At 69.4% G+C, this 16,769-nt stretch carries 18 protein-coding genes; 10 read left to right on the top strand and 8 right to left on the bottom strand.

Going from position 1 to position 16,769, the window contains the following annotated elements:
• Positions 1–5 precede the first annotated feature (5 nt).
• The 5 genes from AB8M46_RS07180 to AB8M46_RS07160 are packed head-to-tail and all read left to right on the top strand — an operon-like array spanning position 6 to position 4,092.
• A complete protein-coding gene (locus tag AB8M46_RS07180; protein WP_350599334.1) occupies positions 6–299 on the top strand; it encodes an urease subunit beta in 294 nt (97 codons plus the stop codon).
• Positions 299–2,020 (top strand): urease subunit alpha, encoded by a 1,722-nt coding sequence (locus AB8M46_RS07175; protein WP_378425967.1) that lies wholly within the window; start codon positions 299–301, stop codon positions 2,018–2,020. The genes AB8M46_RS07180 and AB8M46_RS07175 overlap by 1 nt, the downstream gene beginning before the upstream one ends.
• Entirely contained in the window at positions 2,020–2,694 is a 675-nt protein-coding gene (locus tag AB8M46_RS07170) for an urease accessory protein UreF (RefSeq protein WP_394359886.1), read from the top strand. The genes AB8M46_RS07175 and AB8M46_RS07170 overlap by 1 nt, the downstream gene beginning before the upstream one ends.
• Positions 2,684–3,391, top strand: coding sequence for an urease accessory protein UreG (gene ureG / locus AB8M46_RS07165; RefSeq protein ID WP_394359885.1), 708 nt, complete (start codon positions 2,684–2,686; stop codon positions 3,389–3,391). Before AB8M46_RS07170 ends, ureG begins: the two co-directional genes overlap by 11 nt.
• Positions 3,388–4,092 (top strand): urease accessory protein UreD, encoded by a 705-nt coding sequence (locus AB8M46_RS07160; RefSeq protein WP_394359884.1) that lies wholly within the window; start codon positions 3,388–3,390, stop codon positions 4,090–4,092. Before ureG ends, AB8M46_RS07160 begins: the two co-directional genes overlap by 4 nt.
• 57 nt (positions 4,093–4,149) lie before the next feature.
• Here AB8M46_RS07160 and AB8M46_RS07155 read toward each other — a convergent pair whose 3' ends face one another.
• The gene (locus AB8M46_RS07155; protein ID WP_038507948.1) at positions 4,150–5,241 is read right to left on the bottom strand and encodes a lipase family protein; all 1,092 of its coding nucleotides are present in this window, start codon (positions 5,239–5,241) and stop codon (positions 4,150–4,152) included.
• Between the two features lie 91 nt (positions 5,242–5,332).
• On the opposite strand from AB8M46_RS07155, the gene AB8M46_RS07150 reads away from it, so the two are divergent.
• Positions 5,333–5,953 (top strand): TetR/AcrR family transcriptional regulator, encoded by a 621-nt coding sequence (locus AB8M46_RS07150; protein WP_394359883.1) that lies wholly within the window; start codon positions 5,333–5,335, stop codon positions 5,951–5,953.
• Positions 5,954–6,025: 72 nt separating this feature from the next.
• On the opposite strand, the gene AB8M46_RS07145 is transcribed toward AB8M46_RS07150, so the two are convergent.
• From AB8M46_RS07145 to AB8M46_RS07115, 7 genes are read right to left on the bottom strand one after another with little or no spacing between them, the layout of a single operon-like run.
• Positions 6,026–6,619, bottom strand: coding sequence for an ATP/GTP-binding protein (locus AB8M46_RS07145; RefSeq protein WP_038507950.1), 594 nt, complete (start codon positions 6,617–6,619; stop codon positions 6,026–6,028).
• On the bottom strand, positions 6,597–6,977 hold the full coding sequence (locus tag AB8M46_RS07140; RefSeq protein ID WP_034308529.1) for a DUF742 domain-containing protein: 381 nt from the start codon (positions 6,975–6,977) through the stop codon (positions 6,597–6,599). Before AB8M46_RS07140 ends, AB8M46_RS07145 begins: the two co-directional genes overlap by 23 nt.
• 20 nt (positions 6,978–6,997) lie before the next feature.
• Entirely contained in the window at positions 6,998–7,423 is a 426-nt protein-coding gene (locus tag AB8M46_RS07135) for a roadblock/LC7 domain-containing protein (protein WP_005156032.1), read from the bottom strand.
• The gene (locus AB8M46_RS07130) at positions 7,420–10,044 is read right to left on the bottom strand and encodes a nitrate- and nitrite sensing domain-containing protein (RefSeq protein WP_037348010.1); all 2,625 of its coding nucleotides are present in this window, start codon (positions 10,042–10,044) and stop codon (positions 7,420–7,422) included. Before AB8M46_RS07130 ends, AB8M46_RS07135 begins: the two co-directional genes overlap by 4 nt.
• 2 nt (positions 10,045–10,046) lie before the next feature.
• The gene (locus AB8M46_RS07125; RefSeq protein ID WP_394359882.1) at positions 10,047–10,835 is read right to left on the bottom strand and encodes an ABC transporter ATP-binding protein; all 789 of its coding nucleotides are present in this window, start codon (positions 10,833–10,835) and stop codon (positions 10,047–10,049) included.
• Positions 10,832–11,785 (bottom strand): ABC transporter permease, encoded by a 954-nt coding sequence (locus AB8M46_RS07120; RefSeq protein ID WP_394359881.1) that lies wholly within the window; start codon positions 11,783–11,785, stop codon positions 10,832–10,834. Before AB8M46_RS07120 ends, AB8M46_RS07125 begins: the two co-directional genes overlap by 4 nt.
• Entirely contained in the window at positions 11,782–12,786 is a 1,005-nt protein-coding gene (locus tag AB8M46_RS07115) for an ABC transporter substrate-binding protein (protein WP_394359880.1), read from the bottom strand. Before AB8M46_RS07115 ends, AB8M46_RS07120 begins: the two co-directional genes overlap by 4 nt.
• A gap of 354 nt (positions 12,787–13,140) precedes the next feature.
• On the opposite strand from AB8M46_RS07115, the gene AB8M46_RS07110 reads away from it, so the two are divergent.
• The 4 genes from AB8M46_RS07110 to AB8M46_RS07095 all read left to right on the top strand — a co-directional run bounded on the left by AB8M46_RS07110 (position 13,141) and on the right by AB8M46_RS07095 (position 16,676).
• On the top strand, positions 13,141–13,512 hold the full coding sequence (locus AB8M46_RS07110) for a hypothetical protein (protein ID WP_394359879.1): 372 nt from the start codon (positions 13,141–13,143) through the stop codon (positions 13,510–13,512).
• A gap of 471 nt (positions 13,513–13,983) precedes the next feature.
• On the top strand, positions 13,984–14,670 hold the full coding sequence (gene pdxH / locus AB8M46_RS07105; RefSeq protein WP_037348006.1) for a pyridoxamine 5'-phosphate oxidase: 687 nt from the start codon (positions 13,984–13,986) through the stop codon (positions 14,668–14,670).
• Between the two features lie 119 nt (positions 14,671–14,789).
• Positions 14,790–16,073: an MFS transporter gene (locus tag AB8M46_RS07100; protein ID WP_037348004.1), complete on the top strand. Its 1,284-nt coding sequence runs from the start codon at positions 14,790–14,792 to the stop codon at positions 16,071–16,073.
• A gap of 24 nt (positions 16,074–16,097) precedes the next feature.
• A complete protein-coding gene (locus tag AB8M46_RS07095; protein WP_394359878.1) occupies positions 16,098–16,676 on the top strand; it encodes a DUF3558 family protein in 579 nt (192 codons plus the stop codon).
• Positions 16,677–16,769: the final 93 nt, after the last annotated feature.

Raw genomic sequence — 16,769 nt, 5'->3', positions numbered from 1 at the left:
CGCGAGTGCGACCAGGAGAGATCATCACCGGCGACGTGCCGGTCGAGCTGAACCCGGGCAGGCCGCGGGTGCGGCTGCTCGTGCGGAACCTCGGCGACCGGCCCGTCCAGGTCGGTTCGCACTACCATTTCGCGGCGGTCAATCCAGGACTCGAATTCGACCGCGAAGCCGCCAGGGGACATCGGCTCGACGTGCCCGCGGGAACGTCGGTGCGTTTCGAGCCGGGGGTCGAACGCGAAGTCGACCTCGTCCCGCTGGCCGGGAATCGCTCGGTGCCCGGACTGCGGAAGGCGACCTGATGCCGTCGATCGATCGCGAGCGCTACGCCGAACTGTTCGGCCCGACCACCGGCGACCGGATCCGCCTCGCCGACACCGATCTGCTGATCGAAGTCACCGAAGACCGCAGCATGGGGCCGTCGGGCAGCGGTGACGAAGTGCTGTTCGGCGGCGGCAAGGTGATCCGCGAATCCATGGGCCAGGGGATGGCGACCCGGGCCGAAGGCGCGCCCGATCTGATCATCACCGGCGCGGTGATCCTGGACCACTGGGGGATCGTCAAGGCCGACGTCGGCGTCCGCGACGGCCGGATCGTCGGCATCGGCAAGGCGGGCAACCCGGACACGATGGACGGTGTCGACCCCGCGCTGGTCGTCGGACCGTCCACGGAGGTGCTGTCCGGCAACGGGAAGATCCTCACCGCGGGCGGCATCGACTGCCACGTCCACTTCATCTGCCCGCAGCTGACCGACACCGCGCTGGCGTCCGGGCTCACCACGCTCGTCGGCGGCGGGACCGGGCCGGTCGAGGGCAGCAAGGCCACCACCGTCACGCCCGGCGCGTGGAACCTCGGCCGGATGCTGCGGGCGATGGACGGCCAGCCGGTCAACGTCCTGTTGCTGGGCAAGGGGAACACCGTCCGGCACGAGGCGCTGCGCGAACAGCTCGCCGCCGGCGCGGGCGGATTCAAACTGCACGAGGACTGGGGCAGCACCCCGGCGGCGATCGACGCCTGCCTGACCGTGGCGGGCGAATCCGGTGTCCAGGTCGCGATCCACACCGACACGCTGAACGAAGCGGGCTTCCTGGAGTCCACTGTGGACGCCATCGGCGGCCGGTCGATCAACGCGTACCACACCGAAGGCGCGGGCGGCGGGCACGCGCCGGACATCATTCAGGTCGCCGGACTGCCCAACATCCTGCCGTCGTCGACGAACCCGACCCGCCCGCACACCGCGAACACCCTCGACGAACACCTCGACATGCTCGTCGTCTGCCATCACCTGAACCCGTCCGTGCCCGAGGATCTGGCGTTCGCCGAAAGCCGGATCCGGCCGACGACCATCGCCGCCGAGGACGTCCTGCACGACCTCGGCGCGATCTCGATGATGAGCTCGGACTCGCAGGCGATGGGCCGCATCGGCGAGGTGATCATCCGGACCTGGCAGACCGCGCACGTCATGAAACGACGGCGTGGCGCGCTTCCCGGCGACGGCGCGGCCGACAACCTGCGGGCCCGCCGCTATGTCGCCAAATACACGATCAACCCCGCGATCGCGCACGGTATGGAGCGCGAGATCGGCTCGGTGGAGATCGGGAAACTCGCCGATCTCGTGCTGTGGGAGCCGAAGTTCTTCGGCGTGCGGCCGCATGTGGTGCTCAAGGGCGGTTTCCCGGCGTGGGCGGCGATGGGCGACGCGAACGCGTCCATCCCGACGCCGCAGCCGGTGCTCGCGCGGCCGATGTTCGGCGCGGCACCGGCGGTCGCCGCCGCGAGCAGCTTCCATTTCGTGGCCCCGGAAGCGCTGGAAAACGGGGTGGCGGAGCGGTTCGGCATCGCGCGGAAGCTCGTGCCGGTCGCGAACACCCGGTCCCGGGGCAAGGCCGACATGGTGCTCAACGACGCGACGCCGGACATCCGAGTGGAGCCGGACAGTTTCGCCGTGCACGTCGACGGCGAGCTGATCGAGCCGCGGCCGGTGACCGAACTGCCCATGGCGCAACGGTATTTCCTGTTCTGATGGAGCTTTCAGCGGTCATCCTGGCCGATTCCAGGTTCCCCGGAGGCGGTCACGTCCACTCCGGCGGACTCGAAGAAGCCATCACCCGGAAGCTGATCACGCACGAACGTGACCTGCCAGGTTTCCTCTCCGGGCGCTTGCGCACGGCCGGTTCGCTGGCCGCGGTGTTCGCCGCCGCGTCGGCGCACGCGGCCGCGCGTAAAGTCCGAAGTGGACACTGGCGACGGCTCGATCTCGAACTCGACGCCAGAACGCCTTCGCTCGCGCAGCGGGAGGCGTCCCGCGCGCAAGGGCGGGGAACGGCGCGGGCGGGAAAGGCGGCCTGGCCGTCTCCGGTGCTTTCCCAGCTGCTGAAGGAAACGCCGCGCCCGCATCATCCGGTGATCGTCGGCGCGCTGGTCGGGGTGCCTTTCGACGCCGCGATGGCGGTGGCCTATCTCGCGATCAGTGGTCCCGCGAGCGCGGCCGTGCGGCTGCTCGGTCTCGACCCGTTCGCCGTCAACGCCGTCGTGGCCCGCCTCGCGGACGAGGTCCGGGAGGTTTCCCGGCGGGCCGCCGACGTCGCGGGCGACGATCCGGCCGATCTCCCGGCGCCGGGTTCACCGGCGCTCGATCTGTTCGCCGAGGCACACGCCCGGCATCACCAGGAAGAGGTGCGTCTCTTTGCCAGCTGAGCATGGTCACGGTCACGGACATGTGCACCCGGTCAACTTCGACCCGACCGCCGCGGAACCCGAACACTACGAGCAGGCGCCGACCGCCGGGCGCGCGTACCGGATCGGGATCGGCGGGCCGGTGGGGAGCGGGAAGACCGCGCTCACCGCGGCGCTGTGCCGGGCGCTGGGCGACGAGGTGAACCTCGCCGTCGTCACCAACGACATCTACACCACCGAGGACGCCGACTTCCTGCGCAAGGCCGGGGTGCTCGACCCGGAGCGGATCGAGGCCGTGCAGACCGGCGCGTGCCCGCACACCGCGATCCGTGACGACATCACCGCGAACCTCGACGCGGTCGAACGGCTGGAGGAGCGGTTCCCCGGGCTGGATCTGGTGATCATCGAAAGCGGCGGGGACAACCTCACCGCGGTGTTCAGCCGGGGACTCGCCGACAGTCAGGTGTTCGTGGTCGACGTCGCCGGTGGCGACAAGGTGCCGCGCAAGGGCGGGCCGGGCGTGACGACGGCGGATCTGCTGGTGATCAACAAGATCGACATCGCGCATCTGGTCGGGGCGGACATGGACGTGATGACCTCGGACGCGCACCGGATGCGGGGCGAATTGCCGGTGATCACCCAGTCCCTTGTGGACACTCCGAACGCGCCGGCCGTCGCGGACTGGGTCCGCTCACTGCTCCCGGTCCGCGCGGGGTGAAGGCGCACGCGCGGCTGACCGCCTGTTTCGAGGGCGGCCGGACCGTACTGCGTGAGCTGCGCTCGATGGCGCCGCTCACGCTCCTTCCCAAGCGAGGCACGGGTTCGACGGCGGTGGTGCACCTGGTCAATTCGGCGACCTCGCCTTTGGGCGGCGATGAGCTGAAGCTGACCATCCGGGTCGGTCCCGGTGCCTCGCTGCGGCTTTCCGGGGTGGCGGCGACGATCGCGCTGCCCGGGTTGCACGGTGAAGGTAGTTCGTCCCTTGTGGACATCACCGTGGATGATGGTGGGTCAGTGGAGTACCTGCCGGAGCCGACGGTGGTGACCGCGCGCGCTCGGCACACCGCCGTGTTCCGGGCCTCGCTGGCCGCGGAGGCCTACTTGCACGCGCGCGAGGTGCTGGTGCTCGGGCGGGCGGATGAACGGCCCGGCTCCCTCGTGACGACGCAGCAGGTGACTCGGGGTGCTGTACCGGTCTTGCGGCAGACGTTGGAGATCGGGGACTCCACTTTGGACGCCAGTCTCGCGCATCTGGCCGGGCGGCGGGTGCTGGCGACCGATCTGGTCGTCGGTGGTCCCGTGGTGCCCGAGGCATCCGGCGAGTGGTGGTCGCGTACGTCGCTCGCCGCCGGTGGGACGCTCACGACTTCCTTGGCGCCGGACGCCGTGACCGCGCTCCGGGTCTTCGAAAATCCGTGAAGGCCCCCTTGCCTACCCTGAGGGTAGTGAAGGAGGCCTTCACGGACCGACTCCCTGTCAGAACTTGGTGCCCAGCCAGGTCATCGCGACCGGGCCGCCCGCTGAGACGCCGCCGATGTGTTCCAGCAGTGGGAATTCCTGCCAGGTGACGTCGGCGCCGAGAGCCTGGTAACGGTCGCGCAGGCCCTTGCCGACCGCGAGCGGGATCAGTTCGTCCAGCGACGCGTGGTACAGGAAGACCGGCGCGCCCGGTTTGGTCTTGCCCGCCAGGTTCTCGCCGAGCCGGGCCTGCCAGCGCGGGTCCGACGAAACGTTCGGAACGGTCGTGAAGTCGTTGAGCCGCGCGAAAGGCGCCGCCGCGCCGAGTTCCACGGTGCACGCTTCCTTGACCTTCGCGACGGCCTTCTCGCCCTTCGCGTTGAGCACGTCGGTGAACGGCAGTTCCGGATACGCGGTCGCGTAACCGACGGCCGCGCCGAGCACCAGCCCGAAGGCCGGGCCGCCGTCGTTGAACTTCAGGACCGCGTTCAGATCCGCCGGGACCCCGCCTTCCGCGACGCCGACCAGGTTGACGTCGGGCGCGTAGGACGGCTGCAGTTCGCCGGCGAACGCCGCGGCCTGACCTCCTTGCGAGTAACCGAAAACGCCGACCGGTCCGGTCTTGGACAGGCCCGCTTCAGGAACCCGGGACGCGGCGCGGGCGGCGTCGAGGACGGCCCGGCCTTCGGACTGGCCGACGGCGTAGGTGTGCGTGCCCGGGGTGCCGAGGCCTTCGTAGTCGGTCACGACGACCGCCCAGCCGCGCGAAAGTGCTTGGCTCATCAGGAGGACTTCGTTCTCGGACCCGTTCGTCAGCCGGGTCGACGGCGCGCAGCGGTCGCCGAGGCCGTGGGTGCCGACGGCGTAGCTGACCAGCGGCCGCGCGCCCTTCGTCCACGGCGTGTGCGGGACCAGCAGGATGCCCGACACCGTGTTCGGCTGTCCTGTCGCCGATGTGGAGCGGTAGTGGAGTTTCCAGGCCTTCGCCGGGGCGGTGGCGACGACCGATTTGTAGTCGACCAGGTCGCCGGGCGCGCTCGGCGCGGCTTGCGCGGCGGGCGCGCCGATCAGGGTGGCTGCGAGGGCCGAGACCAGAACTGTCCGAAGCACCGTTGCCTCCAGTTTGGTAATCGAGATTTTCGCAATGTAGGCGCAGTTGCTAGCATCTGGCAATCCCTGTTACCGAATCGGGGGAGGACGAGTGGCCCGCACCTATGGCGGGGTCGCGCCCGAGCAACGGCGCGCCGAACGGCGTGAACGCCTGCTCCTGGCGGCCCTGGACCTGTTCACCTCGACGGGCTACCAGCAGGCGAAGATCACCGAGTTGTGCACCCGCGCGGGTGTCTCCACGCGGAACTTCTACGAGGAGTTCGAGAGCAAGGAGAAGGTGCTGCTCACCCTGCACGAGCGGATCAACGCGCTCGCGCTGGAGCATGTCACCGGCACCCTGGAACGACTGGAGGACGCCGACGCGGTCACCCGGATCGGGACGCTGCTGGACGTCTTCGTCAGCACGGTCACCTCGGATCCCCGGATGCCGCGGCTGAACTACGTCGAGGCCGTCGGGGTCAGCGCCGCTTTGGAGGCACAGCACCAGGAATGGGTCGATCGGTGGGCCGCGTTCATCGAAGCCGAGGCCCGGCACGCCGCCGCGCACGGCGTGGCGCCCGATCGCGACTACCACCTGACGGCGATCGCGCTCGTCGGCGCGGCGACCGGTCTGCTGCGCGAGTGGCAGGCGCACACCCCGCCGCTGCCGGTCGCCGACGTCGCCGCCGAACTCCGGGCCCTGATGCTGGCCGCGATCACCCGGCCCGCCTGATCACCCCCGGCGTTTCGTCCTCTGAATGCGATCCTTGCACGCGCAAGTACCGCATTCAGAGGACGAAACGCGTCAGGAGGCGGCGGAGGCGCGCCGGAAGGTGTTGTGCAGAACGGCGAGCAGCGCATCCCGCACCGAAAGGCGTTGCCGCGCGTCGAAGGTGATCAGCGGGACGTCCTCGCTCACCGCGAGCGCCCACCGCACGTCTTCCAGGTCGTGTTTGAGCGAGCCGTCGAAGACGTTCACCCCGACCACGAACGGCAACCCGGCCTTCTCGAAGTAGTCGACGGCCGGGTAGCAGTCGTCGAGCCGCCGGGTGTCGACGATGACGAGCGCGCCGAGCGCGCCCAGCACGAGGTCGTGCCACATGAACCCGAACCGGTCCTGCCCCGGCGTGCCGAAGAGGTACAGCTTCACCTCTTCGTCGATGGTGATGCAGCCGAAGTCCAGCGCCACCGTGGTGGTGGTCTTCGACGGCACCTCCCCGCCGGAGCCGTCGACGGCCGCGCCCGCCGAGGTCATGGCCGCCTCGGTGGTCAGCGGTTTGATCTCGGAGATCGCGCCGACGGTGGTCGTCTTGCCGACCCCGAACCCGCCGGCGATGACGATCTTGACCGGTGTCGGCGGTTTGGCCGACGCCGGTTCAGCGAATTGCTTCGAGTCCACGAATGACCCTTTCGATCATGCCGAGGTCCTGGGTGAAGGCTCCCGCCGGGCGACGGAGCACGACGTAGCCGAGTGCGGCGAGATCCGCCACGAGCACCCTGGCCACGCCGATGTGCAGGCCGAGCATCGCCGCCACTTCGGCGACGGATTTCGTTTCCCGGCAAAGGGAAACGATCTCCCGTCGTTCGAAGGTCAGCCTCGCGTGCGACGCCGCGCCGAGCCTGCTCGTGAGTACCTGAGCCTCGATTTCGAGCGTGCCGTCCACCGGCTGCGCGCGGCCGGCGGTGAGCAGATACGGGCGTAGCGGCGAGATGCCCTGTTCGGCGCCTCGCGGCTGGGGTACCTGATCGTCGCTCATTCCCTTGTCCCCTCGTCAGTTCAGCTGCCGACGCTCTTCTTGAGTTCCTCGATCAGCGCGGGGGTGAGCACCTCGGTGGCGCGGTTGGCGAACATCGCCATCTCGTAGGCGATCGTGCCGAGACTGGCCTGCTTGGTGGCGAGCACGCCGAGCGAACAGCCGATGCTGATCGTGCAGACCAGCAGGTAGCCCTGCTCCAGCTCGATGATGATCTTGTCGGGCGAACCGAGCGGGTGGCTCTCGGAGACACCGTGCGCGAGGCCGAGCATCGCCGAGCAGATCGCGGCCAGCCGGTCGGCGTTGGCCCGTTCCAGCTCGGACGACATCGCGATCAGCAGGCCGTCGGCCGAGACGGCGATCGCGCCCATCGCGCTCGCCGTGTTCTGCGCGAAGCGCGTCACCAACCAGTTGAAGTTCCGGGCTTCGACGCTGACTCCGGTCGTCATCTCTTGCTCTTCTCTCTCTGTTGCATCTCCGGGTTGACGGCTTTCTCCAACCCGTCACTGAAGGCGTCGAACGCGGCACGCTCGGCCTCGGGGTCACGCATGCCCTTGGGCTTGGTGGTGTTCAGCGCCGCCCGCGCGGTCTGGTGCCGCGCGGCCGGACCTTTCGCCAGTCCCGGCGCCAGTTGCGCGCCGGGGACCCGCCGGGTGAGACCACCGCGGGAGGCGGCGGGCACCGGTGTCGGGGTCGGCATCGGCGCCGGGGCGGCGGCCGGTGGTGCTGGTGGTGCCGTGGCCTTCGCGAGTCCGGCCTCGAACCCGTCGAAGGCCGCCTTGGCGGCTTCTGGATCATGCCTGGACTTCTGCCGCGCCGGCGCTTCGGGGGCACCGGGAAGCTGCGCGCCCTTGACCCGCCGCCGCAGCCCGCCGCGGGTCTCTCCGGAGTCGGCGGCGGTGAGCGTCGGCGCGGGGGCCTGGTACACGGGCTCGGGCACCGGCGTAGGCAGGGGCGGTGGTTCCAAGATCTCTCCGTCGGTCTTGCGGAACCACCGGAAGTCCTTGGGCTGCCTGCCGTCGCGCGGGATCATCCCGGCGATCGCGAGCGTCGGCGGTTCGCTCGGAGCGGTCTTCTGCCGCGGCTCGGGCAGCGACGGCGGGGCGGGCTCGTCACCCGGTTCCGCCGTCGGCCACACCGGCGGCGCCGGGACGGATTTCGGCGCGGGCGGCCGGTAGGTCAGCAGATTCGGCGGGACGGTGAGCCGCGCGGTGATCCCCGCTCCCGGCTCGGTCTCGGTCAGTTCGACCTTGAGCCCGTGCCGCCGCGCGAGCCGTCCGACCACGAACAGCCCGAGCACACTGGTCGGCGCCAGTTCGAGCCGCTCGCGTTCGACCAGCCGCCGGTTCTCCTCGGCGAGCCGTTCCGCGGTCATGCCGATGCCCTGGTCCACGATCACGATCAGGCAGGAGCCGTCGGGCAGGATCTTCGTGCCGACGTCCACAAAGGACTCCGGCGGGGAGAACGACGTCGCGTTCTCCAGCAGCTCGGCGAAGATCAGCACCAGATCGGAGCCGAACGGCGACGACAGCAGGACGTCGCCCATCGAGCCGAGCCGCACGCGCTGGTAGTCCTCGATCTCCGCGAGCGCCGAACGCAACGCCGTCGAGAGTTCGATCGGGCCGGAAATCCTCGCCTCGTCCCGGTTTCCCGAGACGACGAGCAGGTTGTCCGCGTTCCGGCGGAGACGGGTGGAGAGGTGGTCGAGCCGGTAGAGGCTCGCCAGCAGGGCGACGTCCTGCTCGTTGCGTTCCAGTTCGTCGACCAGCGCCAGCTGCCTGCCCACCAGGTTCTGCGTGCGCTTCGCGACGTTGGCGAACATGAGTCCGACGTTGCGCCGCGTGACGGCCTGCCGTTCCACGAGTTCGGCCGCGGTGGCCTGCACCCGGTTGAACGCTTCGGCCAGCTTGCCGAGTTCGTCCTGCGAGGACACGTCGATGGTGGCCAGCCGCGGCGCGAGCTCTTCGGCCTGCTCGGTGTCGGTGACGCGGACGAGTTCGGTGCTCGCGAGGTCCGCGACCGACGTCGCCGCCGTGGTCAGCTTCCGCAGCGGATCCGCGATCGACCGGCTGACCGCGATCGCGAGCCCGCCGACCAGCAGGAACAGCACACCGGCGCCGACACCGATCGTCCACGCGAGGTTCTGCGCCGCGTCCGCTCGCGCGGTCGCCGCGTCGGTGATGCCGGTGGTGACCGCGTCCTGGGTGATCCGCCGCTGGTTCGACTGGGCGTCGACGGCGCCGAGGATGTCGGGCAGCAGGTTCTGCACGGCCTGCGGGCCCTTGGCGTCGGAGAGCCTGGCTTCCAGCGCGTCGACCCGGCGGCCCGTCTCACCCTGCTCGACCGCGACGACCTGCGTGGCCTGGGTGACGTCGGCCTGTTGCACGAACCGTTCGAGGAACAGCGACGACTGCTGCTTCGCGTCGGCCAGCACGGGCGCGCCCGATTCGGGGGTGACCAGCACGATGATCAACGCCATGCCGCGCAACGAGTTCTCCTCGTTCGCGCGCAGCAGCGCGTCGAGCGCCGTCAGCTGCTGGGTGCCCGCCGCGTCACTGGTCTGCTGCGGGACGAGGCGGAGCGCGTTGATGACCGCGTCGATCACCGCGTGATACGTCCGCGCCACGCTGTCGAGTGAGGCACCGCGCCGGAGCGCGTTCTCCCGGATCTCGTTCAGCGACCCGATGCGCACCAGCGCCGCCGCGAGTTCTTCCGGCGCGTCGGCGCTCAGCCCCGACCGCACCTGGTTCACCGTTTCCGCGACCACGCCCTGCTGCTTCAGCATCGCCGAACTGCTCGCCGACGTGGACGCGATGTAGTGCGCCGTCAGCAGCCGCTCGCGCTGCAGTTCCCAGGCGAGCGTGCCGAGCGCGCGGGCCTGCGACGCGACGTCGGCGGTGGTGCGGGCGGACCGGGCGTCGTCGACTTCCCCGGCGACGTAAGGCACCGACACCAGGACCACGGCGGTCAGCGGCAGCATCAGGAGCAGGTTGAGCTTGCCCCGGATGCCGAGTCTGCCGAGCAACCCGGACCGTGCCGTGCGTTCCGGCCGGGACTTCCCGTGCCTCATGGTCACCTTTCTCCCCGGCTCCGCCCGAGGTGTCCGCGGTGCTGCTCCCGGACGAGGTCTTCGATGGACGCGCGCAACGAGACGAACTCGGGCGCGCGTTTGACCGCGAGGTCGCGTTCGGCGGGCAGGTCGACCGTGATGTCCGCGGCCACCCGGCCCGGGTCCGAGGCCAGCACCACGACGCGCCCGCCGAGGAACACGGCCTCCTCGACGTCGTGGGTCACCATCAGCACGGTGGTGTGCGTGTCGGTCCAGATCCGGCGGATCAGGACCTGCATGTCCTCTTTGGTCTGGACGTCCAGCGCGCCGAAAGGTTCGTCCAGCAGCAGCACGTCGGGCTCGCACACCAGCGCCCGCGCGATCGCGACCCGCTGCTTCTGCCCGCCGGAAAGCTGTTTGGGCAACGACTTCCGCAGGTGGCCGAGCCCGGTCTCGTCGAGATACCAGTCGATCCGGCGCGCCCGCTCGGCCTTGTCGAGGCTCAGCAGTTCGAGTCCGAACGCGACATTGCTCTCCACCGTGCGCCACGGGTACAGCGCGCCGTGCTGGAACACCAGCCCGCGCTCCGGGCCCGGCCCGGTCACGGCGTCGCCGTCGAGGGTGATCAGACCCTCGGTCGGTTCGGTCAGCCCGGCGATCAGCGACAGCAGCGTCGATTTGCCGGAGCCGCTCGCGCCGACCACGCAGACGAAGTCGCCGCGTGCGATGTCGAGGTCGATCCCGTCGAGCGCGCGGGTGGTCTCGCCACGGACCGTGTAGTCCTTGGCGACCGCTTTCAGCTGAAGGGTCATGTCGCCCACTTCCCGACCCTGGCCCGCAGGAGCCGCAGCGCGATGTCGATCACCAGTCCGAGCAGGCCGATCACGATCAGCAGCGCGAAGATCCGGTCGGTCTGGGTGAACCGCTGCGCCCGCATGATCCGCAGGCCGAGCCCGGCGGTGGCGTTGATCAGTTCGGCGACCACCACGAAGTTCCACGCGGCCGCCGCGTTGACGCGGGTCGCGTCGATCATGCCGGGCAGCGCGTGCGGGACGATCACCTTCCGCAGCACTTCGCCGCGCCGCGCGCCGAGCGTGTAGGACACGTCGATCAGCGATCGCGGCACCCCGCGGACGGCGTCGGCGATCATCAGCGTGTTGAAGAAGACCGTGCCGAGGAACAGGACGGCGACCTTCGACGGTTCGCCGAGGCCGAGCCAGATCATCAGCAGCGGGATGAACGCGCTCGCCGGCAGATAACGCAGCATCGCGATGACCGGCTCGAACAGCGCCAGCCCCGCGTCGAACGTCCCCATCACGATGCCGAGCGGGACCGACACGAGGATCGCGAGCCCGAAGCCGAGCAGCACGCGCTGGGTGGTGGCCCAGAGGTCGCTGAACAGCTCACCCGACTCGATCATCTTCACCAGCGCGTCGAACACCGCGACCGGCGTCGGCAGGAACATCGGCTTGATCGTGCCCAGCGCGTTCAGCGTCACCCAGATGAGCAACGGGATGACGAACGAGGCCGCCGCCAGCGTCCATCGCCACCGGGCGGGGATCGGCGTCCGGAGTGAAAGCAGCGGGGAGGCGTTCGGCTTGAGGCCCGCCCGGCGGGGCAGCGGCGACCAGTCCGGTCGCGCGCCGCGCCGCTCTTCCTGCGCCTCGGCGAGCCGCTGCTCGTCTTCGATACGGCGCGCTTCGGCCTCGTCAGCGGCGTCCGTCCGCTGAGCGGCCCGGCCCGTCGCGTCGGTGGCGCTCACTTCACCGCCTTGACGTACTGGTCGTCGAACAGCCCGTCGAAGTTCGGGCGGCTCTGGGCGAGCCCGTTGGAGACGATGAAGTCGGCGATCTTGCCCGCCTGGAAGTTCAGGTGGGCCGGGGTGACGCCGGGGGTGAACGCGTCGAGGTTCTGCTGCTTGGTGAAGATCGTGGTGCCCGCGTCGTAGGACTTGTACTCGTCGATCGACACCGCGCCGCGTTTCGCCATGATCTTCACGGCCTCTTCGCGGTTCTGCTTGATCCAGTCGATCGTCTCGAACCAGGTGTTCACCAGCGCCTGGACCTCCTTCTTGCGCTCCTTCGACATCTGCTCGGAGACGACCAGGTGGTCCGGGATGGCGCCGGGGAACTCGGCCGACGTCGCGATCGCGCGGCTGCCGGGGCGTTCGAGCGCCTTCGAGGTGAAGGGGGCGAAGGCGGCGACGGCGTCGACCTGCTCGCCGACGAACGCGGCCGCGGCGGCGTCGGTCAGCAGCGGGACGATTTCGACGTCCTTCTCGGTCAGCTTGGCCTCCTGCAGCGCGAGCAGCAGCAGGTAGTGGTCGACGGTGCCCTGCTCGACGGCGATCTTCTTGCCCTTGAGGTCGGCGACGCCGGTGATGCCCTGGCGGGCGATGATCTTGTCGTTGCCGGTCGAGTTGTCGTTGACCAGCACCACCGACAGCTTCGCGCCACCGCTGACCGAGGCGAGGGTGTCGTTCAGGGTCTGGCTGTTGGCGTCGATCGCGCCCGAGGAGAGGGCGTTGATGCTCTCGGTGTAGCTGTCGAACCACTTCAGGTCGACGTTCACGCCGTTCTTCTCGAAGATGCCCTTCTCCTGGGCGACCGCCCACGGGAACCACCCCGGCCAGGCGCTGTAACCGATCGTGACCTTGGTGCCGGAGGCGGCCGTGCTGTCGGAACAAGCCGAAAGGGCGGTCACGCCCGCCAGCGAAAGGGCGCACAACAACGCCGTCATCAGACGGCGGGAACGGGAAATCACAACGCACTCCTGGGGAAGGGGAGTAACTCGGGCGTGGAAAGTTCCGGCTGTTCGAGCGCAGGACTGATCGACCGGTGCGGCCGCACACCCGGCCGTCCCGTCCTAACCTCTGAACCCTGGGTATATCCGGATAGAGGTGATCACCCCGTTGCTCTCGGCGGCGATCCTATCGAGTGGCGCAAGGTCTACCTAGTGTGATCGTCGGCTCTTGCACGATTCGCTGTCACATTCTGCTAAATCCGGCCGTTCGCCCCAATGGGCGGAGTCTCGGTGGATGGACAACCCGGTCCAGGACGTCGTACGTCCCTCGGGTGGCGGGTGAATCTCCGCCCGCCCTTCGGGAGGGAGCAGAGGATGAAAATTCGTTCGGCCGCGTTGGGTGTCGCGGGGGCGGCGATCTTGTCCACTTTGATCGGCGCGGGACCGGCGAACGCGACCAGACCGTCCAGTCTGGTCATCAGCCCGAGCGCCGTTTCCGCAGGTGGGACGGTTACCGCGGATATCTACTGCCTGCGCCCGTCCGGTGCGGGCGAGCTCGCGACGTCCCTCGTCGCGGACGGTCTCGCCGCCCCGATCCCGTTGCGGGTGGTGGGCGACGGCGGCACCGGCGGCATCGGTGTCGCGTTGCGCGGCGACGGTCCGGTGGGGACGGTGCCGGGGCGCTACACGGCGGCTTACGACTGCTGGGGCTGGATCGTCCGCGCGGAGTTCACTGTCACGAACTGACAGAAGCGAGGCCGGTTTCGGGACGCGAATTGCCGTCCCGGAGCCGGCTCTCGCTGACACATCCGGGGGAGATGTTCCGGGCGGTAATTTCTGTCAATCGACAGAATTGGCTCCGGCCGGCGCTGGCGCCTTCGTGAAATCCGGAAGAATTGTTCGCGGAGTGCCGAAATACCGGTGAAACAAAAGTGGAAAGAATTCCGCGCCGATCCGCGCGGACCCGGTCTGTCCAGGGCATTTCCGCCGTTTGCGGAGACGGACGCGATTTCGCGGGACCGACGTTCGACCTTGATCGATCAGGTCCGGCCAGGTAACGGGGAGGTGACGGCTTGCGGTCCGGCGGCTACACACAGATGATCCAGCAGGGGTGGCGGGTGTCACCGTTCAGTGGGTTTCGCCGCCGCGTCGGAGGCAATACCGTCGGCGGCAAAGCCGAAGTCACAGATGCCCCGACCGGGTACGGAGGTTTGGCGGATGATGCCGGAGATCAAGGAAGGCGCTGCCGGGAACGGCGACGCCGTCGTGCGCCTGCCCGGGATGCGGGTGGCCTACGAAGGCGCGGCCTTCGACGAATCCGCGCTGGCGGAGACCTGGACCGATCAGCTGCAGGACTGGCTGAACCAGGCCGTCTCCGCCGGGATCGCCGAACCGAACGCGATGGTGCTCGCCACGGCCGACCCGGAGGGCAGGCCGTCCTCCCGGACCGTCCTGTGCAAGGGCCTCGACGAGCGTGGGGTCGTGTTCTACACGAACTACACCTCCACCAAGAGCCACGACCTCACCGCGACGCGCTACGCGTCGGTCACCTTCCCGTGGTACCCCCTGCAGCGGCAGGTCCACGTGCGCGGCGAGGTGGAGAAGGTCAACGTCGCCGAGACCGCCGAGTACTGGGCGTCCCGCCCGCGGGGCTCGCAGCTCGGAGCCTGGGCCTCGCCGCAGTCCCGCGTCGTCGACGGCCGCCGCGCCCTCGAGACCGCGCTGCACGGCATCGAGCGCCGCTTCGCCGACGTCGAGAACATCCCGTTCCCGCCGCACTGGGGCGGGTGGCGCATCCGGCCCGACGTCGTCGAGTTCTGGCAGGGCCGCGAGGACCGCATGCACGACAGGCTCCGCTACGTGCGGACCGACGACGGCTGGCAGATCGAGCGCGTCGCGCCGTAGCTCAAAGCGCGTGAAGGCCCCCTTCCCTCGGCTGAGCCGAGGGAAGGGGGCCTTCACGCGTGATCGGGTGACCTAAATCGCGCGCGGATGGTTAGTTAGCGCGGCTAAGCTGTCTGGTTGTGAGTGACGACGTGGGGGTTGAGCAGCGCAAAGGTGTCCGCAAGCTGTTCGGCTCGATCGTCGTCGACACCCGGCCGCTCAAGATCCCCGCGTTCCGCCGCCTCTGGCTCTCCACCGCGGTCACCGCGATCGGCAGCCAGCTCACCGCCGTCGCGGTCCCCAAACAGGTCTTCGACCTCACCGGATCGTCCGCGTACGTCGGCCTGACCGGCCTGGTCGCCCTGATCCCGCTGCTCGTCTTCGGGCTCTGGGGCGGCGCGATCGCGGACGCCGTCGACCGCCGCAAGCTGCTCCTCGTCACCAACGTCGGGGTCACGCTCACCTCGGTGGTCCTCTGGCTCCAAGCGTTCCTGAACGTCGGCTCCGTCTGGCTCGTGCTGGGCCTGCTCGCGGTCAACCAGGCGTTCTTCGCGGTCAACATGCCGACTCGCAGCGCCGTCGTCGCCCGGCTGGTCCCGGACAACCTGATCGCGCCCGCGACCGCGCTGAGCAGCACGATGGCCACCTTCGGCGCGGTCTTCGGCCCGCTGCTCGCCGGATCGCTGATCCCGATCCTCGGCCTCTCGACGCTCTACCTGATCGACGTCATCGCGCTGACTCTGACCCTTGTCGCGGTCTACAAGCTTCCCCCGATCCCGCCGCTCGGCGAGATCGCGCGCCGGGCCGGGATCCGCGACATCATCGACGGCTTCAAATACCTGGCGACCCAGAAGATCCTGCTGGCCTCGTTCCTCGTCGACATCATCGCGATGGTCGCGGGGATGCCGCGCGCGCTGATCCCGGAGATGGCGGAGCGCACCTTCGGCGACCCGCCCGGCGGCGGTCCGGCGCTGGGCTGGCTGTACGCCGCGCTCCCCGCGGGCGCGATGCTGATCGGCCTCTTCTCCGGCTGGTTGACCAGGATCCGCAATCAGGGCGCGGGCGTGATCGTCTCGGTCTGCGTCTGGGGCGCCGCCGTCGCCGGTTTCGGGCTCGCGAACTCGCTGTGGCTCGCGGTGTTCTTCATGGCGCTCGCCGGCGCGGCCGACATGGTCAGCGCGATCTATCGGATGTCGATCCTGCAGGTCGCCACCACCGACGAGATGCGCGGACGGCTCCAGGGCGTGTTCACCGTGGTCGTCGCGGGCGGCCCGCGGATCGCCGACCTCACCCACGGCTGGGCCGCGGCCGGTGTCGGCACGGCGGCCGCGGCCTCCGGCGGCGGGGTCCTGGTCATCGTGCTGGTCGTCGGCGCGGCGCTGCTGATCCCGTCCTTCTGGCGGTACCGGGCCCCGGTGGACTGAGCCGTTCGGTCTATCGTCGGGCCCATGCGTATTTCACGGGCGATCGTCCTGTTCGCCGCTGTCATCGCGACCCTTTCCGCCTGCTCGTCCGGCGGCGAAAAGACGGACAACGCGGCCAAGCCGTCGAGCCAGGCCCCCTCGGCCGCGCCGAGTTCCTCGTCCGCTCCCACCGGTGGCGCCGGTGCGAAGGAGCCGTGCGCGCTGCTGCCCGCCGAGGCCGTCGGCAAGGCCGTCTCCATTCAGGGCGTGACGTCGGCGCCGGGCCCGGTGCAGGACAACGCCGCCAACGGGGGCAAGGCCAAGAGCTGCGTCTACTCGGCCGCCGGCAAGCAGATCGGCGCGCTCGCCGTGACCCGGTTCGAAGGCAACAAGATCAAGCCCGCCGAGATGGTCGCGGCGCTGAAGAAGGCGAAGCAGAACGCGAAGGACGTCGCCGGTGTCGGCGAGGGCGCCCTCTACTACACCGACGAGAACAAGACCGCGACGCTGGCGGCCGCCGAGCTCGTGGACAACGTCCCGGTGCTGGTCAACTACACCGGTCCGGCGAAGATGACGCAGGACATGATGACCCCGTTGGTGAAGACCGCGGTCGACGCCAACTGAGCGATTTACCCAGAAGCGGCCTTCGTCAACCCGTGACGAAGAACTGACCAAATCGGACTGTCGGCCACAGACGTGATGCGGCACACTCTTGCC

Source organism: Amycolatopsis sp. SB7-3 (genome assembly GCF_041021335.1).
Taxonomy (GTDB): domain Bacteria; phylum Actinomycetota; class Actinomycetes; order Mycobacteriales; family Pseudonocardiaceae; genus Amycolatopsis; species Amycolatopsis japonica.
Note: the sequence above shows the minus strand (reverse complement) of the source record. Positions and strands in the feature narration are given on the sequence as shown.